General features: G+C 36.5%; 16 protein-coding genes. 8 read left to right on the forward strand and 8 right to left on the reverse strand.

Annotated elements, in window-relative coordinates:
* Positions 1-3 precede the first annotated feature (3 nt).
* Positions 4-2,862 carry a DNA polymerase I gene (gene polA / locus AEQSU_RS04760; protein WP_014781724.1) on the forward strand — a complete coding sequence of 953 codons (2,859 nt, stop codon included), beginning with the start codon at positions 4-6 and terminating at the stop codon, positions 2,860-2,862.
* A gap of 87 nt (positions 2,863-2,949) precedes the next feature.
* Here the strand turns inward: polA and AEQSU_RS04765 are convergent, their stop codons facing one another.
* Positions 2,950-3,417 (reverse strand): lipocalin family protein, encoded by a 468-nt coding sequence (locus AEQSU_RS04765; protein ID WP_014781725.1) that lies wholly within the window; start codon positions 3,415-3,417, stop codon positions 2,950-2,952.
* 197 nt (positions 3,418-3,614) lie between these two features.
* On the opposite strand from AEQSU_RS04765, the gene AEQSU_RS04770 reads away from it, so the two are divergent.
* The 7 genes from AEQSU_RS04770 to tsf all read left to right on the forward strand — a co-directional run bounded on the left by AEQSU_RS04770 (position 3,615) and on the right by tsf (position 13,456).
* The gene (locus tag AEQSU_RS04770) at positions 3,615-5,159 is read left to right on the forward strand and encodes a T9SS type A sorting domain-containing protein (protein WP_014781726.1); all 1,545 of its coding nucleotides are present in this window, start codon (positions 3,615-3,617) and stop codon (positions 5,157-5,159) included.
* A gap of 176 nt (positions 5,160-5,335) precedes the next feature.
* Positions 5,336-6,394 carry a hypothetical protein gene (locus AEQSU_RS04775; RefSeq protein WP_014781727.1) on the forward strand — a complete coding sequence of 353 codons (1,059 nt, stop codon included), beginning with the start codon at positions 5,336-5,338 and terminating at the stop codon, positions 6,392-6,394.
* 271 nt (positions 6,395-6,665) lie between these two features.
* Entirely contained in the window at positions 6,666-10,118 is a 3,453-nt protein-coding gene (locus AEQSU_RS04780; RefSeq protein ID WP_014781728.1) for a pyruvate carboxylase, read from the forward strand.
* Positions 10,119-10,429: 311 nt separating this feature from the next.
* Positions 10,430-10,885, forward strand: a complete 456-nt coding sequence (rplM, locus tag AEQSU_RS04785; protein ID WP_014781729.1) for a 50S ribosomal protein L13 — start codon at positions 10,430-10,432, stop codon at positions 10,883-10,885.
* Positions 10,885-11,271, forward strand: a complete 387-nt coding sequence (rpsI, locus tag AEQSU_RS04790) for a 30S ribosomal protein S9 (RefSeq protein ID WP_014781730.1) — start codon at positions 10,885-10,887, stop codon at positions 11,269-11,271. The genes rplM and rpsI overlap by 1 nt, the downstream gene beginning before the upstream one ends.
* A 229-nt stretch (positions 11,272-11,500) precedes the next feature.
* Complete coding sequence (gene rpsB, locus AEQSU_RS04795) at positions 11,501-12,391, forward strand: 30S ribosomal protein S2 (protein ID WP_014781731.1); 891 nt, start codon at positions 11,501-11,503, stop codon at positions 12,389-12,391.
* Positions 12,392-12,490: 99 nt separating this feature from the next.
* Positions 12,491-13,456 (forward strand): translation elongation factor Ts, encoded by a 966-nt coding sequence (gene tsf / locus AEQSU_RS04800; RefSeq protein WP_014781732.1) that lies wholly within the window; start codon positions 12,491-12,493, stop codon positions 13,454-13,456.
* Positions 13,457-13,873: 417 nt separating this feature from the next.
* On the opposite strand, the gene AEQSU_RS04805 is transcribed toward tsf, so the two are convergent.
* From AEQSU_RS04805 to AEQSU_RS04835, 7 genes are all read right to left on the reverse strand, one after another.
* The gene (locus AEQSU_RS04805) at positions 13,874-14,608 is read right to left on the reverse strand and encodes a hypothetical protein (protein ID WP_014781733.1); all 735 of its coding nucleotides are present in this window, start codon (positions 14,606-14,608) and stop codon (positions 13,874-13,876) included.
* A gap of 67 nt (positions 14,609-14,675) precedes the next feature.
* The gene (locus AEQSU_RS04810) at positions 14,676-15,386 is read right to left on the reverse strand and encodes a T9SS type A sorting domain-containing protein (RefSeq protein WP_014781734.1); all 711 of its coding nucleotides are present in this window, start codon (positions 15,384-15,386) and stop codon (positions 14,676-14,678) included.
* A gap of 3 nt (positions 15,387-15,389) precedes the next feature.
* Positions 15,390-16,100 carry a T9SS type A sorting domain-containing protein gene (locus AEQSU_RS04815; protein ID WP_014781735.1) on the reverse strand — a complete coding sequence of 237 codons (711 nt, stop codon included), beginning with the start codon at positions 16,098-16,100 and terminating at the stop codon, positions 15,390-15,392.
* Positions 16,101-16,435: 335 nt separating this feature from the next.
* Positions 16,436-17,749 carry a murein hydrolase activator EnvC family protein gene (locus tag AEQSU_RS04820; protein WP_014781736.1) on the reverse strand — a complete coding sequence of 438 codons (1,314 nt, stop codon included), beginning with the start codon at positions 17,747-17,749 and terminating at the stop codon, positions 16,436-16,438.
* The gene (gene lolB1, locus AEQSU_RS04825) at positions 17,750-18,514 is read right to left on the reverse strand and encodes a lipoprotein insertase outer membrane protein LolB1 (protein WP_014781737.1); all 765 of its coding nucleotides are present in this window, start codon (positions 18,512-18,514) and stop codon (positions 17,750-17,752) included. It lies immediately after the preceding gene.
* Positions 18,515-18,518: 4 nt separating this feature from the next.
* On the reverse strand, positions 18,519-19,895 hold the full coding sequence (locus AEQSU_RS04830; RefSeq protein WP_042491647.1) for a tetratricopeptide repeat protein: 1,377 nt from the start codon (positions 19,893-19,895) through the stop codon (positions 18,519-18,521).
* Positions 19,896-19,926: 31 nt separating this feature from the next.
* Positions 19,927-20,943 carry a sugar phosphate nucleotidyltransferase gene (locus tag AEQSU_RS04835; protein WP_014781739.1) on the reverse strand — a complete coding sequence of 339 codons (1,017 nt, stop codon included), beginning with the start codon at positions 20,941-20,943 and terminating at the stop codon, positions 19,927-19,929.
* Between the last annotated feature and the right edge of the window lie 30 nt (positions 20,944-20,973).

Here is a 20,973-nt window from a genome sequence, read left to right on the forward strand (position 1 = left end):
ACTATGTCAGAAAAAAAACGTCTCTTTCTTGTTGATGCCTACGCCCTCATTTTCAGAGGATATTTTGCACTTATAAAAAACCCTCAAATAAACAGTAAAGGTCAGAATACCTCAGCCATTATGGGGTTTATGAACTCCCTAATAGACGTAGTGAAAAGAGAACGCCCAGACCATTTGGCCGTATGTTTTGACAAAGGTGGAAGCGAAGCCCGCAACGAAATGTTTCCAGACTACAAAGCTAATAGAGACGAAACCCCAGACGCTATCCGGTTTGCCATTCCACATATTTATAACATTCTTGAAGCCATGAAAATTCCAATTATGGTGAAGGAGGGTTTTGAAGCAGATGACGTGATTGGAACCTTAGCAAAAAAAGCTGAAAAAGAAGGCTACACAACCTTTATGGTTACGCCAGACAAGGATTTTGCACAATTGGTTTCCGAAAATATATTTATGTATCGCCCTGTTTTTGGCGGCGGTTATGAAACTTGGGGCATTCCAGAAGTTCAGAAAAAATTTGAAGTTAAAGACCCAATTCAAGTAATAGATTTTTTAGGAATGATGGGCGATAGCAGTGATAACATTCCCGGACTTCCAGGCGTAGGTGAAAAAACTGCAAAGAAATTTTTGGCAGAATTTGGCTCTATGGAAGGCTTGCTTGCTAATACCGCTCAGTTAAAAGGTAAAATGAAGGAGAAAGTTGAAGACAATGCTGAACTTGGTTTACTCAGCAAAAAACTAGCAACTATTATGCTAGATGTGCCCGTTGATTTCAATGAAGCCGATTTTGAAATGTGCCCACCAGACACACATAAAGTCTTGGAAATTTTTGATGATTTAGAATTCAGAAGACTAAAAGATAATTTTCTCAACGCCTTTTCTATTGAAGGAATGTCATCTGTTGGCACTAGCCGTGTAACTCAAGAAAATAATATTAGTGCAGAAACAAAATCGAAACCCGCCAAAAACAATCCTGCTGGTGAAGGTCAATTTTCACTATTTGGCAACGATGGCGATACTGCTGAAACCATAAAAAACTTTAGTTCTCGAGCAACTATTGAAAACACCGAACATTTCTATCAAACCGTTCAACCTGGAATGGGAACCAAACTGTTTCTTCAGAATTTAATGAAGCAGAAAAGTGTCTGTTTTGATACAGAAACAACAGGTTTAAATCCGTTAGAGGCAGAATTAGTTGGAATTGCTTTTTCTTGGGAAAAGGGCAAAGGTTTTTACATACCATTCCCAGAAAATCGTGAAGAAGCACAACAACTTTTAGAAGAAATCCGTCCGTTTTTTGAAGATGAAAACATTCAAAAAATCGGTCAGAATTTAAAATACGACATTAAAGTCCTTGCCAAATACAATATTTCAGTAAAAGGAAAATTGTTTGATACCATGCTCGCGCACTATCTTATAAACCCAGATATGCGTCACAATATGGACGTTTTGAGCGAAACCTATCTGAACTACACGCCCGTTTCCATCACAGAATTGATTGGTAAAAAAGGTAAAAATCAACTAAACATGCGCGATGTTGATGTTGAGAAACAAACCGAATACGCCGTTGAAGATGCAGACGTAACTTTTCAGCTAAAAGAACATTTCGAAAAAGAATTGGGCGAAGCAAATACCCAAAAACTTTTTGATGAAATTGAAGTACCGCTCTTACGAGTTTTAGCGGCTATGGAATTGGAAGGAGTTAATCTAGATGAAGATTTCCTTAAAGGTCTTTCTGTAGATTTGGATAAAGACATTCTTCAACTAGAAAAACATATTTACGAAGAAGCTGGCGAAACCTTCAACATTGCTTCACCAAAGCAATTAGGTGAAATTCTCTTTGAAAAATTGAAATTAGTTGACAAGCCGAAGAAGACCAAAACAGGTCAATATTCCACTGCTGAAGATGTGCTTTCCTATTTGGCAAAAGACCACAAAATAATCCGTGATGTTTTGGAGTATCGTGGTTTAGCAAAATTGAAAAGTACTTATGTAGATGCTTTGCCAGACCAAGTTGAAAAATCCACTGGTCGCGTTCATACAGACTATATGCAAACCGTGGCCGCAACTGGTCGCTTGAGCAGCAACAATCCAAACCTTCAAAATATTCCAATTAGAACCGAGCGCGGACGTGAAGTTCGAAAAGCATTCATCCCAAAAAACGAAGATTACGTTTTGATGGCTGCGGATTATTCACAAATAGAACTCCGCATTATTGCAGCTTTAAGCGAAGAAGACAATATGATTGAAGCCTTCAAAAATAATGAGGACATTCACGCTTCAACAGCTGCAAAGGTTTTCAATGTTCCTTTAAGTGAAGTAACCCGTGAACAAAGAAGCAACGCAAAAACAGTAAATTTTGGAATAATCTACGGTGTTTCAGCTTTCGGTTTAAGCAACCAAACTGATCTTTCCAGAACTGAAGCAAAAGATTTGATTGAAACCTATTACAAAACCTACCCAAAACTTCGCAATTACATGAGCGAGCAAATAGATTTTGCTCGTGAAAACGGGTACGTACAAACGGTTTTAGGAAGAAGAAGATACTTAAAAGACATAAACGGAAGCAACCAAGTAGTTCGTGGTGCAGCAGAACGCAACGCAGTAAATGCTCCAATACAAGGTAGCGCGGCAGACATTATTAAAATTGCAATGATAAACATTCACAAAAAGTTAGAGGAAGAAAACTACAAAAGCAAAATGCTCCTTCAAGTGCATGATGAACTTGTTTTCGACACTTATAAACCCGAACTGGAAAAACTAAAAGCTATGGTGAAACACGAAATGGAGAATGCTTACAAGCTTTCTGTTCCGTTGGATGTAGAATTGGGTGTTGGGGAGAATTGGTTGGAAGCGCATTAAAAGTTTTCAGTTTCAGTCGCAGTTAGCAGTAATATTTAATTCAATAAAAAAGAGTGTTTTTTCAAAAAACACCCTTTTAATCTCAGCTTAGTTTCGATTGTAGACCAATTCAACATTTCCAAAATCGCCAAGTTGAATTGAACCTTTCAAAGTATTGCCATTCAAGTCTATGGTTCGGGTTTCGGTCGTGGGGTCTGGGCCAGTTGTAGTAACTGTAAGTTGGTCTCCATTTAACGAATACGTTCCAGTTGAGGCAACTGTTCCATCACATTCAACAGAAATCTCTCCATTTACTTCCTCTACAATTAAATTACTGAATGTTTGTGCATAAATTCCATCACCAGTAAAGGAAAGTGTGCCGACAAAACATGGAACTTCATTCATAAAATTTGGGTCTGCAGTTCCATCACCATTAATGTCCATAGGGTTTTCAACATTCGCTTCTTTAAGTGTCCAAGCCCCAACTATGCTCGATTCTACAGCATCATTATCATCGTCTGATGAACAAGATGCGAAAAAAACTGCAATAAATAAAATACTCATTAACTTTTTCATATTTATATAGTTTACTTGTTAGAACTTCAAATTAAGGCCTTTCGGAAATTAAGAACTATTATTTTATTAAAGGGTTAAGGGTTTTTACCACGGTTTTAACGGTTTATAATTTTAAGAAAATATTAACTTTTTTGTTTTCCACTTTGGGAATTATGTATTTTGCGCATTGAAAAACATATAATTTCAAATCCTATTTTATGAAGAAATTAATTACACTTTTAGCCATATTACTTTGCACTTTCGCTATTTATGCCCAAGACCCGAACATTCTTTGGCAACGGACTATTGGGGGGAGCGGGGAAGATAATCTACATACAATGATAACAACCACCGATGGTGGCTTTTTAGTTGGAGGACATTCAAAATCAGATATTTCTGGAGAAAAGAGCGAGAATTCTAAAGGCGGAAATGATTATTGGGTTATAAAGCTTAACGCTGAAGGAAACATTGAATGGCAAAAAACCATTGGAGGAAATAATGATGACAAACTGTACTCGATTATTCAAACACTAGACGGAGGTTTTCTATTAGGAGGTTTATCGAAATCTGGCATTTCTGGTGATAAATCCGAAGTATCAAGAGGTGGATTTGATTATTGGGTTTTAAAATTGAGTGTGTCAGGTGAAATAGAATGGCAGAAAACCTTGGGAGGAAATAGTTCTGATAGTTTACTTTCAATTCTACAAAATCCTGATGGCACTTATATATTAGGCGGATATTCAAGTTCTGGAATATCAGGCGATAAAACAGTATCAGCAATTGGAGATCCTGATGTTTGGATTTTGAAAATTAATGCTATAGGAAGTATAATTTGGCAAAAAGCATATGGGTATATGGGGAATGGACAGACTCTGCATAATTTAGTCGCAACATCGGACGGCGGATATATATTTAGTAGCACATTAAACGGTACTAATTTTTGGGTAACTAAAATTAATAGTACCGGAACACTGCTCTGGGACAAAGTTATTTGGGGAAATGGTAATGACTGGTACCCCAGAATTGCAGCTACTTCAGACAATGGATATATTGTGGCTGGTGGCTCAGATTCTAATGTTTCGGGTGACAAAACTGAAAATTCTCAAGGAGGGTTTGATTATTGGGTATTAAAGCTTAATAATCTAGGGGAGATTGAGTGGCAAAATACAATTGGTGGTAATTCCTTGGATGGTCCCTTTTCGGTAATTCAAACACTCGATGGTGGATATATGGTTGGAGGCTATTCGATCTCCGATATTTCAGGCGATAAAACCCAAAATTCGAAAGGAGAATTGGATTATTGGATTGTAAAAATAAATCCACAAGGAATTATTGAATGGCAAAATACGTTAGGAGGTAGCGCAAGCGAGAGATTAGATGTAGTTCTTCAATTAATCGATGGTAGCTATATGCTCGGCGGATATTCACCCTCAAACATTTCTGGTGATAAATCCGAAGATTCTCGGGGAGACATTGATTTCTGGATCATAAAACACGCTGCCACGTTAGGTCTCGAAGAAAACCCCTTCACCTCCACAATAACCCTATACCCAAACCCCGCAAAAAACACATTACAACTCAACACCCAAGACCAAACCATAAACCAAGTAAACATTTATACAATGGCAGGCAGTAAAGTTTTACAACTGGATATTAATATCGTTTCCCCAACCGTAGATGTTTCAAGTTTGGCTACAGGAGTTTATTATATTCAGCTGTATTCTGGAAAAAATGTGGCTTTGAAAAAGTTTATTAAAGAATAAAGGGAGAAATCGATACTTCGACTTCGCTCAGTAATCTAAAAAGTTGAAACTGAAATCGGAGTTGAAGTTGAAACTAAAGAATTCTGAATTATTTGTCTTATGTCTTAAGTCTTTCAGCGCAGCGGTCTTAAGTCTGCCTTTAAAACCTTTATCTTTAAAGCCAATTCAATTGGTCTATGAGCAAACTTATTTCAAAAAAGAAACCCGCCTACCCTATTACCGAAGCGCTTTCAAAATACCTTACCCGTAACGGTAGAAACATTAAAATTCCTATTTATTATGACGATTTGCTGCGCTTTCAGGGCTCTGTAAATGTTTATGACAAAAACGGAAACGATACATTGTGGGTAAGCGTTTACTATTCAGAATTTGAAACCGAAGAAATAAACCAAAGTTTAAAGCGAATGTATTCAATACTACATTCCGACGGAAGCGATACTTTACTGCCATACATAAACATAGACAGCATCGATTTTTGCACTTTTGGCAATTCCAAACCTTTTAGAATTAAAGTGCGAAATATATTAAACGACAATTACATTTTCCTCTACATAAAAAAGGCTGATGCCTCTCGAATTTATGGTTTAGAATTAGAACACTTACTTTCTCCTAACCACATCACCTTTTTGGTACACGGTAATACCGTTATAGAAGAGCACATTTCTGGCATTCCTGGAGACGATTTTATTGAAAACAATCTCGATACATGTTCAGATAGAGACAAAATGGAAATCGCCAAGGAGTTTGTTAAATTCAACGAACGCTGCTTTGTGCGGTTATTGGGCGATATGCGTTCCTATAATTATGTAATGGTGCTAACCCACGATTTTGATCGAATCCAATACCGAATTCGCGCAATAGATTTTGACCAGCAAAGCTATGAAGGCAATGTAAAGGTCTACAAACCCCAGTTTTTGAAAGAAAACAATAAGCTTGTAACTATGACGATGGAATTGCTGCAGGAAGCTTCCATAGAACAATATAAAAACGAAGAACGCTCCCTACTCGCCAAAAGAGCGACAAGTGCAAAAAACCGTTTAAAGGAATTGATAGATTGCATGCGTGATGACAACATCGCACCACCCGAAAAAATAAAAGAATTAAAGATGAGTCTTTTAGATCTTACGGGAGATGTAAACTTCAAAAAATCTAAAAATATGGGCGAAATTTTAAAAAGCGCGCTAGATTTTGTTATCCGAAATTATCAAAGCGAAAATCCGTATATAATCTCATAACCTAAAGGACATAGGACTAAAGGACGTAAGACAAAAAGGAAATATGAAAATTTGTGTTTTATTTTTTAATCAGAATACTATAAGTCCAAATTAGCAATAAAAGCTATCCTAATTCCCAAGTCCTATAATCCTACGTCAAAATCAATTAAAATAGTATTTCCAGGTTTCACAACTATTCTGAAATAATAATAAATATTCAATATCCTATCTTATGCGTGCATCGTATTTATTACCTTTAGCGAGCTAAGTACAAATTCAAAAATCAACTACAATGAATATTAAGAAGGTGTTAGTTGCCAATCGCGGCGAAATTGCAATACGGGTTTTACGTGCCTGTGCAGAAATTAATTTAAAAACAGTCGCCATTTATACCTATGAAGACCGCTATTCGCAACATCGATACAAGGCAGATGAATCCTACCAAATAGGTGAAAACGACCAACCTTTAAAACCGTATTTAGATGGCAACGCAATCATTGCTTTGGCAAAATCGAAAAATGTAGATGCCATACATCCTGGATATGGATTTTTATCTGAAAACTCAGAATTTGCTCGAAATTGTGCCAAAAACGGAATCATTTTTATAGGCCCAGACCCAAAAGTAATGGATTCTCTTGGCGATAAAATTACTGCGAAAAAGATTGCTGAAAAATGCAATGTTCCTATTATAAAAAGTAACACCAAAAAACTTGATGATTTAAAAATCGCCCTTTCTGAAGCTAAAACTATTGGTTATCCTTTAATGCTCAAAGCAGCTTCAGGTGGCGGCGGACGCGGAATGCGAATCATAAGAACCGCAGATGATCTTAAAAATAATTTTGAATCTGCACGAAGTGAATCCCTCAACGCATTTGGCGATGACACTATGTTTTTAGAAAAATATGTGGAAGATCCAAAACATTTGGAAGTTCAGATTGTAGCAGATAATCACGGTAATATTCGTCATTTATTTGAGCGGGATTGTTCAGTACAACGCCGCCACCAAAAAGTGGTTGAAGTTGCACCATCTTTTAATGTTTCTAAAAAAGTAAAAGAAGAACTTTATAAATACGCCATCCAAATTGCTGAAGAAGTGCAATATAACAATGTTGGAACGGTAGAATTTTTAGTTGATAAGGAAGATAATGTATTCTTCATCGAAGTAAACCCTCGAATACAAGTTGAACACACCGTTACCGAAATGGTAACGGGAATTGACCTTATAAAAACCCAGATTTTTGTAGCGGGAGGCTATAAACTTTCAGACAGACAGATAAAAATTTACGATCAGGATACACTCGCTACTTACGGTTTTGCAATGCAATGTCGCTTAACTACGGAAGACCCTGAAAATAATTTCACACCAGATTACGGTACTATTACTACATATCGAAGCGCTTCGGGAATGGGGATTAGATTAGATGAAGGTAGTATTTATCAGTCTTACAGCGTTAGTCCTTTTTTCGATTCTATGCTTGTAAAAGTTTCGGCTCACGGTCGCACTTTAGACGGCGCCGTTCGAAAAATGGTTCGTGCTTTAAGGGAGTTTCGTATTCGGGGCGTAAAAACCAATATCCATTTTCTTCACAATGTTATTACGAATGAAACCTTTAGAGATGGAAAGGCTACCGTTAATTTTATAGCGAATACCCCATCTTTATTTGACATAAAACTTCCGCAGGATAGAACTTCAAAAATTGTAAATTATTTAGGTGAAGTAATTGTAAACGGAAATCCAGACGTAAAAACATTCGACAAAAATAAAATCTTTAGAACCCCTAAAATTCCAAAGTTCGATGTAGACTCAAAATATCCGAAAGGCACAAAAGATCTCTTAACCGAATTGGGCCCAGAAAAGTTCTGCGCGTGGCTTAAGGATGAAAAAAAGATTCACTATACAGATACAACCATCCGTGATGCCCATCAATCACTACTCGCAACAAGAATGCGAACTTATGATATGCTTGAGGTCGCTGAAAGTTTCGCCAAAAACCATCCCAATACTTTTAGTATAGAAATGTGGGGCGGTGCCACTTTTGACGTTTGTATGCGTTTCTTAAACGAAAGTCCTTGGACGCGTTTACGTGAGCTTCGCAAGTTAATGCCGAACATACTTTTCCAGATGTTAATTCGTGGTTCCAATGGTGTTGGCTACAAAGCATATCCCGATAATTTAATTGAAAAATTTATTGAAACTTCATGGGAAAATGGAATTGATATTTTCAGAATATTCGATTCATTAAACTGGGTAAAAGCAATGGAACCAAGTATCAATTACGTTCGCAACAAAACAGGCGGGATTGCTGAAGTTGCAATCAGCTACACAGGAGATATACTTGATCCAAAGGAAACTAAATACACTTTAAAGTATTACACCCAACTAGCAAAAGATCTCGAAAACGCAGGCGCACATATGATTGCCATTAAAGATATGGCAGGTCTATTGAAACCTTACGCTGCTTCAGAGTTAGTTTTAGCATTGAAGGATACGGTTAAAATTCCTTTACACCTTCATACACACGATACTTCTTCAATTCAATCTGCTACTTATTTAAAGGCCATTGAAGCCGGAGTTGACGTGGTTGATGTGGCTTTAGGCGGACTTTCTGGGCTAACGTCGCAACCCAATTTCAACTCAATTGTTGAAATGATGCGCAACCAACCGCGTGAAAACAAATTCGACATTAATAAATTGAATGAATTTTCAAACTATTGGGAAGACGTTCGCGAAAAGTACTATCCGTTTGAATCTGGTTTAAAAGCTGGAACCGCGGAAGTGTATCAACACGAAATTCCCGGTGGGCAATATTCAAATTTACGTCCTCAAGCCGAAGCACTTGGTTTAGGCGACCGTTTTGATGAAGTTAAAAAAATGTACGCGCTCGTAAACAAGATGTTTGGAAACTTGGTAAAAGTTACTCCAAGCTCAAAAGTAGTGGGCGATATGGCCATTTTTATGGTTACCAACAATCTCTATCCAGATGATGTTATGAAGCGCGGGGAGGATATTTCGTTCCCCGAATCTGTAATCAATTTCTTTAAAGGAGATTTAGGACAACCAATGGGCGGCTTTCCAAAGGAACTTCAAAAGATAATTTTGAAAAACAACGAAGCTTATACGGACAGACCAAATGCACATTTGGAACCGATAGATTTCGATTCAGAATTTAAAGTTTTCAGCAAAAAATTTCAACAAGGATTTACGCGACCTATAGAATTTGAAGATTTTCTTTCCTATAGTTTATACCCAAGAGTTTTTGAAGATGCTCACGAAAAATATAAACAATATGGAAATCTTGCCATACTTGCTTCGGAAAACTTCTTCTATGGAATGAAACTTCAGGAAGAAGCCATCATTGAGTTAGAACCCGGAAAATCTATTATTGTAAAACTGCTTTCTATCGGAATTCCGAATGAAGACGGAGTGCGTATTGTTTTCTTTTCCGTAAATGGCGAAAACCGTTTTGTGGAAATTAAAGACAAATCTATAAAGATTGAAAAAGAAGTTCACGTTAAGACAGATTCGCAGGATGCTAACCAATACGGCGCACCATTACAAGGAAGTTTGTATAAAATTTTAGTAAAAAAAGGTCAGGCAATTAAGAAGAACGACCATCTTTTCATTATTGAAGCGATGAAAATGGAAACCACAATAACGGCAAATAAAGCCGGAAAGATTAAATCCGTTTCATTAAAACCAGGAACAATGGTTATGAAAGATGATTTGATTTTGACTTTGGAATAAGGTTGAAATCGAAACTGAAATTGAAGTTGAAGTTGAAAACTTGGCTTCTCAAATTATTCTCTTTTGAACCAATATAAAATCAATTTCAAAAATAATTCTGAATTCATAATACTGAATTATTATAAGTCTTATGTCTTATGTCTTTCAGTCCCGAGACTTCGGGACGGTCTTACGTCTATTTTCATAATAAAATATATTTCCCACCCCTTGCTTTTCAAATAAATAACATTACATTTGCACCCCTCTTAGACAAAATTCGTTTTGTTAAAGGGTGAGAAAACAATGAATTATTAACAATTGACAAAGACTAAATGGATACATTAAGTTACAAAACAGTATCTGCCAATAAGGCAACCGTTGTAAAAGAATGGTTACTGGTAGATGCGGACGGGCAAACATTGGGTCGTCTTGCAAGCGAAGTTGCTAAAGTACTTCGCGGTAAGCACAAACCAAGTTTCACCCCTCACGTAGATTGCGGTGACAACGTAATTATTATTAATGCTAGTAACATAAACCTTACTGGTAACAAATGGGCCGACAAAACCTACATTCGCCACACAGGATATCCTGGTGGACAACGTAGCCTTACAGCTACAGAATTGTACAAAAAAGACCCTTCAAGACTTGTTGAAAAAGCTGTAAAAGGAATGCTTCCAAAAAATAAATTGGGCGCAGAATTGTTCAGAAACCTAAAAGTGTATGCAGATGCAAACCACGGACAGGAAGCACAAAAACCTAGAGCTATAAACTTTAACGACAACAAGTAATGGAGACAATTCACAAAATAGGCAGAAGAAAAACCGCTGTTGCACGTGTTTACCTTAAAGAAGGTAAAGGAAACATCACAATCAACAAGCGTGAGTTTGAAAATTACTTTCCTACTGGAACACTTCAGTATAAAGTAAAACAACCTTTAGTACTTACAGAAAACGAAACTACTTTCGACATTACAGTAAACGTATTCGGCGGTGGAATTACAGGACAAGCAGAAGCTATTCGTCTTGCAATTTCTAGAGCTATGTGTACATTGAATGACGAAAATCGTGGAATCTTAAAGCCAGAAGGTTTACTTACAAGAGATCCAAGAATGGTAGAGCGTAAGAAATTCGGACAGAAGAAAGCTCGTAAGAAATTCCAATTCTCTAAACGTTAATATTTCGACTTCGCTCAGTAACCTTAGTTTTGAGCGTTTGTTGAAAATTACGATACTCAACTCGATTGGGTATTCCACTTGGGATGCCCAATTACAGTTGAAAAGTTCATATTCATTATTAATAATTAAGCTGTTAACCCGAAAAATTCGGGTGTTAGTTTAGCATCTAAACCAAATTCATATTTCGAAGCGGTTGCTATCCTTTCACAGAACGTAAACTAAAACAAAAATGGCAAAAAAAGTAGTCGTAAAAGACTTATTAGAAGCAGGTGTGCATTTTGGCCACCTAACCCGTAAATGGAACCCGAACATGGCACCGTATATCTATATGGAGCGCAACGGGATCCACATTATCAACCTATACAAAACTGCTGCAAAGATTGAAGAGGCTACTGAAGCCCTTAAGAAAATTTCAGCTAGTGGTCGCAAAATTCTTTTTGTAGCTACCAAAAAACAAGCAAAAGACATAGTTGCTGAAAAAGCGAAAGCTGCAAACATGCCCTACATCACAGAAAGGTGGCCTGGTGGTATGCTAACCAACTTTGTAACTATCCGTAAAGCCGTTAAGAAAATGGCTACTATTGATAGAATGAAGCAAGATGGTACTTTCATGACTCTTTCAAAGAAAGAGCGTTTGGCAGTAGATCGTCTTCGTGCTAAATTGGAAAAGAACTTAGGTTCTATTTCAGATATGAGCCGTCTTCCTGCAGCACTTTTTGTTGTAGATACAACTCGTGAGCACATTGCAGTTGCTGAAGCATTAAAATTGAACATTCCAATCTTCGCAATGGTAGATACTAACAGTGACCCACGTGTTATTGATTACACAATTCCATCAAACGATGATGCTTCAAAATCTATTGAAGCAATTATGAGTTTTGTTTCAGAAGCTGTTATTGAAGGTCTTTCAGAAAGAAAATCTGGAGGAGACGATAGCGATGATGAAGAAGGAATGGAGAAAAAGGCGAAAGCGCCTAGAAAAGACAAAGAAGCAAGACCAGCTAAGAAAGAAAAAGCTGAAGTTCCTTCAACAGACGAAGAAGACGTAAAAGATATGAAAGAGGCTCAAGAGCCTGTACGTCAGAAATCGAAAAAAGAAGTTCTTAAAGAAGAAGAATAATAACAACGATATCTTTAAAAGTAAAAGTCGTTTGGTTCTTTTCTTCATTGAAAATAATTTGAACGACTTTTTTAATATTAAACTTAAAATTTTATAACAATGGCAAACATAACAGCCGCAGAAGTAAATAAACTTAGACAAGCTACCGGAGCTGGAATGATGGACTGTAAAAAGGCATTAGTAGAAGCAGAAGGCAACATGGAAGAAGCAATCTCGATCCTTAGAAAAAAAGGACAAAAAATTGCTGAAAAAAGAGCAGACCGCGATTCAAGCGAAGGTGTTGCAACGGCTTTAGTGAATAGCGATAACACAAAAGGTGTGGCTATTTCATTAAACTGTGAGACAGATTTCGTTGCAAAAAACGACTCTTATGTAGAAATGGCAAATAAAATGGCCGAAGTTGCTTTGAAAACATCTTCAAAAGAAGAATTTTTGGCTTCAGATTTCGGTGGAATGACTATTGCTGAAAAACTAACAGAACAAACAGGTGTTATTGGCGAGAAAATAGAAATTGGTGGTTTCGAAATATTGGAAGCTCCATTTGTAGGTTCTTACGTTCACGTTAACAAAATTGCTGCCTTAACAGGTCTTTCTAAAAAAGTTGACAATGCTGAGGAATTAACAAAAGACGTTTCTATGCAAGTTGCATCTATGGGTGCTTCTACGCTTTCTTACAAAGATTTTGACGCAGATTTCGTAGCTTCAGAAACTGAGGCAAGAATCGCTGTTATTGAAAAAGATAACATCGAGTTGGGTCGTTTGGGTAAAACACTTAAAAACGTACCAAAATACATTTCTAGAGCACAATTAACGCCAGAAATTATGGCTCAAGCTGAAGCGGATGCAAAAGCTGAATTGAAAGCTGAAGGCAAACCAGAGCAAATCTGGGACAAAATCCTTCCAGGAAAAATTGAGCGTTTCATTAGTGATAACACTACAATGGATCACGAAAAAGCATTGCTTGACCAAAACTTCATTAAAGACGACAAAAAGAATGTTGCAGATTACGTAAAATCGTATGGTGATGTTGAAGTTGTTGGCTTTAAGAGAGTTTCTTTAGCGTAAGCTTTTACAACTATTTTAAACAGAAAGAGGCTGAATTAATTTTCAGCCTCTTTTTTTTGTGGGGTTTGATTACCACGAATGCACGAATTTTATTTAGTTTTATGGAAGAAAGCGGAATGTTGTATTGTAAATGCGGATGAAAGATTTGTTAATGCGGAAAGGATAATTGTTAACGCTACCCGAATAATTGTTAAAGTGGACGTGAAACTATAAATGGCGACCGCAAGATTTGTTAATGCGGTCGCCATTAGTTAAAAAGTGTAAGCTATATTAGTTAAAGCGCTTGCGACAATTGTTAAAACAGAAGCGATATGTATAAAAGTTGCAGCTAGTATATAAAAAGAGGTTGCTAAAAGAATAAACATTCTATTTTGTAGCTGTGCTTTGGAACCATATATTGCTTGCGCTGTAGCAAGTTTAATCTTTTTCGTTCTTAAATTTTATGCTTTTTATTTGATTGTATTCTGGACTGGTGGCTCCGAAAACAGACTTGACGTATTTTTTTACGTCTAGGGCGGTATCAACCAGACCTGTGTTATCATTGTAAATGATTCTATTTCTTTCCAGACGCGCGTTGCTGACGGCGGTATATGCTGTGGCAACTTGGTTGTTTTTGACCCTTAGATCCTGAGCCTTAATTTCAAGGGTTGCTATTTGCAATTCGGTTTCGTTTGGGGCGTAACTTGGTTCTGTACTTAAGACCGATATAAGACCCTCAAAGTGCTGGATTAGCTGATCATATGACTGCTGGCTGGTGCTAATTTTTTTAGGAGCAGGTTGATTTGGATCTTGGGATTCTTCTTCTTTTTTTGAGGCTCGTTGCCCCTGCAACTTTCGGTTGAAGCCTTTTGCATCGTCTATTTTTTCTTGGCTTGCGTTTGTTGCCTCTAAGGCATTAACAAGACGGGTGCTAAAATGACGTAAGTTAGCAAAAGCTTCTACTCTGCTATTTATGGCATCATTATATGCTGTGTTTTGGTTAATTACATTTTGGAGACTGGTGGTTGCTGTGGTGTGCAGGACTGTGAGTTGTGTTGCGGTTAAATTATTTTTTGATGGGTTGTAACTTGGGCCATAGCCTTCTACAAAGACGATGAGGTCTTGGAAGTTCGCTACATTTTTAGCATGGCCTACTTCTGATTTTGATGCCATAGTTTTGGGTTTTAAGGATTAAATGTGAGTTTTTTAGTATGTGAATAGGTGAATAGGTGAATTTGTCTTATTCTTTTATAAACTTTTTAACTGTTGAATTTCCTTTTTCATCTTCAATATTTAAAAAGTAAATACCGCTGGAAAGATTTGATACATTAACGGTAGTTTCTTTTTCAAAGTCCAAAGTTTGAGTACTTATAAGTTTTCCTTCAATGTTGAAGATTTTAAGGTTTAGGTTTCCGACGTTGTTTTTTGAATTTAAAAAGAGTTCGTTTTTTACAGGATTTGGAAAAATTGAGAACCTGTAATTCTGTAATTCACTAACACTTAATGGGGCGTCGCCATAAATAGCTTGATTACCATCTTTATTTGTTATGGTTAAACTTTTAGTATTAGTTCCTACTTCAATTTGGTAGTCAAAGAGTCCTGGTACTTGTTGCGCATTGAAAAAGGCATTAAAATAAAGAATTTGATATTGCTGATTATCTTGATCTATGCAGTCTGTACCAAACTGAATGAACTCTATAACACTAAAAGTATTTTCTACTGTACTAAATTCGATAACAGTAGCTAGTAATGGAGCACAAACTTGAGTGGAAAATTGATTAATAGAAATATCTAATGGAATATTATTTACCTCACTGTTATTTGGCGGGAAATTATCTTGACCATTAATAATAACATTTTGTAAGTACCAAGTATTTTCAAAAAGTTGAGGGTCTTGAGCAAAAGATATTGCGGTAAGATTGAATATGAGTATGTATATTAAGGTTTTCATAAGCTATTGTTTTATAAACTTTTTAACGGTAGTGTTACCATTTTCATCTTCAATATTTAAAAAATAAATCCCGCTGGAAAGGTTTGAAACATTAACGGCAGCCTGTTTTTCAAATTCTAAATTTTGAGTACTTAGAAGTTTTCCTTCTATGTTGAAGATTTTTAGGATTAGATTTCCAACGCTGTTTTTTGAATTTATAAACAGTTCGCTGTTAACAGGATTTGGAAAAATTGAAATGGAATTTAATTTAAAATCCTGTGTTGCCAAAGGTTGGTTACCATATATTGCTTGATAATTATCTTCATTGGTTAACGTAAGGATTTTGGTGTTGTTCGCTCCAGGTTCAACTAGATAGTTAAAGTTGTGGGGCACTTGCAAATGAAAAAAATCATCGAAATAGTGTTGCTGAAAATCAATTGTTTCAGGTAAAATACAATCACCTGGGATTATGGCAAAACCCATTACTTGGAACGATTCATTATCTATCACGGAAATTTCTGAAGCAATTGATGAACATGCAAGCGTTCGAATATAATATGGATTTTCTAAAATGCCCAAGGTAACATCCTGTATTTCACTATTATTGGGCGGAAAATAATCTTGTCCATTTATAATTAATTTTTGCAGATACCATCCATTTTCAAAAAGTTGAGGATCTTGGGCAAAAGATATTGCGCTAAGGTTGAATATGAGTATGTATAGTAGCGTTTTCATGATTTCGTCGATTAAAGTTAGTTAATATCATAAAGATATGCTAAAGTTTTAAGCAAAAAAACAAGGAAAACCCTGTTTTTTATAAGGGGTTTTCCCCCTTTTAACAAAATTTCTTAATTTTTTTAACCTTTTTTCAATGAAACGCACTAGTATATAATGACACTGAATTGTTTCTAAAACTATATTATAAAACCGAAAGAGACTGAAATAAATCAGCCTCTTTCGGTTTTATAATAATTGTTGTAAGTGAGTAATTTCCATTAAAAGAAAAACGATGAAGCAGCTTTTTTAACGCGCAACAACTAACCACTAACCGCTACCCACTATAAATTACTTTACATCCTATAAATCCAATCCGCCGGATTTATTTTTGTCTTGTTTTGATAGATATAGAATTTTAAAACCGTTTTTCCTTCCGTCGGACTTTTTGCAACGGTTCCTATTTTTTGTTTTGTAGAAACTTTATCACCTGTTTTTACAGATACTGTAGCCATATTACTATAAACAGATAAATAGTCTCCGTGCTGTATAATAACTACTTTGTTTGCTCCTTTTATTAGTTGGATGGACAATACCTGTCCTTCAAAAATGGAGCGCACATCGGCGTTATCTGCAGTTGCTATTTCCACTCCACTACTATTTGTAGTAACATTCGGAAATTGTGGGTGTTGGTGTGTTCCAAAGCTTTTAACGACCATTCCTTTTTCAACAGGCCACGGTAGTTTTCCTTTGTTACTTGCAAAACTGGCGGCAAGGGCTTTGTCTTCTGCCGTTAAGGCAAACTCCTCTGTCTTTGCTGGTTTTTTCTCAACCTCTGGAATTATATCAGGAACTGCTGTGCCTTTTGCCTTAGCTTCTGCAATGGCTTTTGCTTTGGCTGCTGCAAGTGCTTTCTCTCTAGCTATTCTGTTTGCTTCTTCAATAGCAGCCTTAATTAGGGCATCAATTTGTCTATCTATCGCGTCCGCCTGTTTTTGCTTGTCCCTAATTTGAGTGGTGAACTTGCCTTCGTCCTTCTTTAAAGTAGCTACCAAAGCGTGTTGATCTTTGCGTTCCTCCGTGAGTTTAGTTTTTGCAACTTCGTTTTCAGAAATTAGTTTTTGCTTGGTTTTTTTCTGGGTAATTAAATCAGAATTCAACTTTTGCAATTCTTCCGTTTTTGCTTTTATGCCTTCTCCTTGTTTCTTTCTGAACTTGGCATACTGTTTCATATATTGAATACGCTTGTATGCCTGCAAAAAATCTTGGGAAGAAAGCAAAAACATAATTCGGCTTTGCTGATTTTTACTTTTGTATGATTTTTGAATCATCGCAGCATAATCAGCTTTCATTACCTTTAGCTCTTCACGAAGGGCACTTATTTTATTGATGTTGTCATTGATATTTCGCGTAAGCAAATTGGCTTGCTGGTTGGTAACACGAATTAAATTTTCTGAAGCCGTAATGCGCTGATTCAAATCCTGAACTTGAGAAAGCACAGATTTTTCCTCCTTTTTTGTTTTGAACAGCAGCGAATTTATCTGCTTAATTTCTGATAAAATAGCCTGCCGTTTTTCCTCCAGCTCCTTCTGCTTGTCAACTTGAGCGGAACCAGTTGAAACAGTAATTAAACAGATGAATAAAAAAATGTATGTGCGAAAATGCTTCATTTAGTTAAGATCAATTTTTTCATAGCCCCCAGGAATGTCAAATGGAAAACTAACATCTACATTCAAATCTATTTTTTTAAAAGTTAAATCAATTTTAGTATTCGAACCTTTTTCTGAAGTATTTATCATAATATTTGAAGGATAAAACTGCCCGTCAATTTTTTGATAATCACCATAACGAATGCTCAGCAAACGATCGTCTTTTGGTTGAGATAGGGTTTCCGAAGCAATTTTGAAATTTTCAGGGTTTAAGAAAAGCGAATGTATAAAATTTTGAGGTTGTTCCTTAGGTTGAATTTTGAATTTATTCTGAAAAACAGCGGAAGAATATTCCGAAGGATTTAAGGTGAAAATAGACTGCCCCAAAAGCATATTCTGCGCTTGCTGAAAGTTAATTGGAGTGCCAATCCAATCTCCTAAAAGAGCGAAATCGCCTTCAAAATAGGTCCTTCCAATGGTTTCGTAATAGCTTACACTTGTTGGAGTTATCAAAACTTTGGCGATGGTGATTCCTAAAAGTGATGCTTTTATCCAAATGTTTTTATCTTTTTCCATCCGAAGGCTTACGGTAATGCTTTGCAATTTTTCATCGGTTTCGTAAACCAATTGCACGCGGCCCGCTAAGGTTTTAAACTCTGGCGAAGCAGCTTTGTGTGCCGAAATTACTTCCTTGGCAGAAGATTTTTCAACATCTGAAATATTTTTGGCGCCACCGCAAGATGCGAGGAATACTAATAACAATAAGTAATAAGGTTTCAGTTTCATAAAATTAATTGGGCATTTTGGTTGCTGCGGCTTTATCAGCATACATTTTGGCTTTTTTCACATCACCTTTCACGGTGTATGCAAGACTAAGTTGGGTGTAAAAATCCTTTTCCATTTTTGGATCATCCAAAATAAAATCTAAGCCAGTTTCTAAACTTTCAATTGCTAGTTCACTGTTCTGAAGTCCATTATTTGCAACACCATTCAACAAATACAAAAGGGCTTGCGCTGGAAAAATCTCCAATCCTTCGAAACTCAATTTTGCTGCAGCTTCATATTTTTTGAATTCAATTTGAAACAATAATGTATTTTTTAAAAGATTATAATTGTCTGGATCTTTCGCAATCCCTTTTTCATAAGCATTAAGCGCATCTTCTTTTCTGTCTTTGGCGGCGTAATAATCGCCAAGCTTTTCATATACGCGACCATTTTCAACCGAAAACTCGTTTACAATTCCTGTTAAATCGGTTTCGTATTGCGGGTTTTCATTTACATATTGAATAAAATCTGCCAAGACTTTATATTTTGTTTCTTTGTCAACTTCCTCTGAAGCAAACACGATTCTCATAGATTTTATTGCTTCGGGAGCATTTCCTTCATCTAAATAAAACTTGTAAAGTGCCAAATGCACCAACTGTGATTTTGGATTGTTTTTCAAGAGGTTTTTTGCGGCTTCAAACGCTTTTTCTTTGTTGCCCTGTTCGCTGTAAAGGAAAATCAGGTTTAAATGTTCCTTTTCGTTTTTAGGGTTGTCGTCTATTTTTTGTTCCAGATTTTCAATGGCGCCCTCGGTATTTCCAGTCGCCCGGTAAATTTGTGCTCGTAACGCATTGCGAATATCGCTTTCGCCCCAAAGACCATCCAGCTCATCCAACTCGGCTAGAGCTTTGTCGTATTGTTTCGTGAGGACGTAGAGGTTTGTTAGGTCTTCCTTGTAATCTTCATCAAAAGGAATCAGCTTTTTAACCAGTGGAATTGATTTCTCGTACTCTTTTTGTTGATAATACAAATCGTAGAATTGTTCCAAAACATCGGGCCTATCGCCTTCACTTTTCAAGACTTTATTGAAACTTTCTTCAGCTAGGGCGTATTGTTTTAAATAGGCGAAATTTTTACCCATTTCAAAATATACCACAGCTTTGTTTTCATTGCTTTTAGCAGCTTTTTCAGCTTTATTGAGGGCTGTGAGAGCCAGTTCATAATTTTCTATTGCTTTCTGCTTTAGGGCTTCAAAAAAGTTTTCCTGAAAAGCATCGGTTACATCACCCAATTGATCCATTGGGTTTTGAATGGAATCGGTTTTTATTTCTTGGGCGTGGAGGAGCTTCGGAAGAAGGATTCCGAAGAAGAGAAGAAAAGTATATAAAGGTTTTGTTTTCAAATTATGAGATTCCTGCCTACGCAGGAATGGGTTATTTTAATTCGGAATAATCGCCAATACTCACATTGGTAAACTTGCCATCAAAAGTAGCGTAATTACCAATCATTGCGTTGTCCAAATTTGCGTTTTTGATTTTTGAATTGGTCTGAATTATACTGTTTTTCACGGTACTATTCTCAATTATCGTGCCTTTGCCAATGGAAGCGTAAGGACCAACAGTGCTATTTTTCAGAATTACATTTTCACCGATAAAACACGGTTCAATAATTTTTGAATTGTCGTTCGTTATATTTTCAGCAATTAACTTCGTCTTTGCTTCGGCAAGAAATCCTAACATTCTTTGATTGGTTTCCACGGTAACCTCTTTATTTCCGCAGTCCATCCATTCGTCCACTGTCCCTGTTTTGAAAATTTTTCCGGCAGCCATCATCCTTTTGATGCCGTCGTTAATTTGATATTCGCCGCCGTTTATGATGTTGTTGTCCAACACATATTGTAGTTCTTTTTTCAATTGTGAAACATCCTTGAAATAGTAAATACCAATAACGGCTTGGTCACTTACATATTTTTCTGGCTTTTCAACAAGCTCGATAATTTCGTTATTTTCGTTAAGGTTTACAACGCCATAAGCTTCAGGATTTTTTACTTTTTTAGTCCAAATTACGGCGTCTGCATCTTTATCTAAATCAAAATCTGCACGAATTAAAGTATCTGCATAAGCTATTACCGCAGGACCAGAAAGTGAATCTTTGGCACACATAATAGCGTGGCCAGTTCCTTTTGGGTCTAATTGACGGTAAATGGTAGGTTTTGCGCCTAAATTTGTTGCTAGTGCTTTTAAACTTTCCACTACTTCATCTCCAAAAAACGCTGGATCGCCTAGAATGAAGGCGATTTCATCAATTTCTTCATTTAAAACGCCGACGATGTCTTCAACCAAACGGTGCACAATTGGTTTTCCGGCAACTGGAATTAATGGTTTTGGGACTGTTAAACTATGTGGGCGAAGACGGCTTCCGCGGCCTGCCATTGGCACTATTATTTTCATGTTAATTTTTTTGTTTTAAATGAACGCGAT

Source organism: Aequorivita sublithincola DSM 14238 (assembly GCF_000265385.1).
Lineage (GTDB): Bacteria > Bacteroidota > Bacteroidia > Flavobacteriales > Flavobacteriaceae > Aequorivita > Aequorivita sublithincola.

Coding starts and splice junctions, on each gene's coding strand:
- polA (WP_014781724.1), top strand. CDS start 4: ATGTCAGAAAAAAAACGTCTCTTTCTTGTTGATGCCTACGCCCTCATT.
- AEQSU_RS04765 (WP_014781725.1), bottom strand. CDS start 3,417: ATGAAAAAGTTAATGAGTATTTTATTTATTGCAGTTTTTTTCGCATCT.
- AEQSU_RS04770 (WP_014781726.1), top strand. CDS start 3,615: ATGAAGAAATTAATTACACTTTTAGCCATATTACTTTGCACTTTCGCT.
- AEQSU_RS04775 (WP_014781727.1), top strand. CDS start 5,336: ATGAGCAAACTTATTTCAAAAAAGAAACCCGCCTACCCTATTACCGAA.
- AEQSU_RS04780 (WP_014781728.1), top strand. CDS start 6,666: ATGAATATTAAGAAGGTGTTAGTTGCCAATCGCGGCGAAATTGCAATA.
- rplM (WP_014781729.1), top strand. CDS start 10,430: ATGGATACATTAAGTTACAAAACAGTATCTGCCAATAAGGCAACCGTT.
- rpsI (WP_014781730.1), top strand. CDS start 10,885: ATGGAGACAATTCACAAAATAGGCAGAAGAAAAACCGCTGTTGCACGT.
- rpsB (WP_014781731.1), top strand. CDS start 11,501: ATGGCAAAAAAAGTAGTCGTAAAAGACTTATTAGAAGCAGGTGTGCAT.
- tsf (WP_014781732.1), top strand. CDS start 12,491: ATGGCAAACATAACAGCCGCAGAAGTAAATAAACTTAGACAAGCTACC.
- AEQSU_RS04805 (WP_014781733.1), bottom strand. CDS start 14,608: ATGGCATCAAAATCAGAAGTAGGCCATGCTAAAAATGTAGCGAACTTC.
- AEQSU_RS04810 (WP_014781734.1), bottom strand. CDS start 15,386: ATGAAAACCTTAATATACATACTCATATTCAATCTTACCGCAATATCT.
- AEQSU_RS04815 (WP_014781735.1), bottom strand. CDS start 16,100: ATGAAAACGCTACTATACATACTCATATTCAACCTTAGCGCAATATCT.
- AEQSU_RS04820 (WP_014781736.1), bottom strand. CDS start 17,749: ATGAAGCATTTTCGCACATACATTTTTTTATTCATCTGTTTAATTACT.
- lolB1 (WP_014781737.1), bottom strand. CDS start 18,514: ATGAAACTGAAACCTTATTACTTATTGTTATTAGTATTCCTCGCATCT.
- AEQSU_RS04835 (WP_014781739.1), bottom strand. CDS start 20,943: ATGAAAATAATAGTGCCAATGGCAGGCCGCGGAAGCCGTCTTCGCCCA.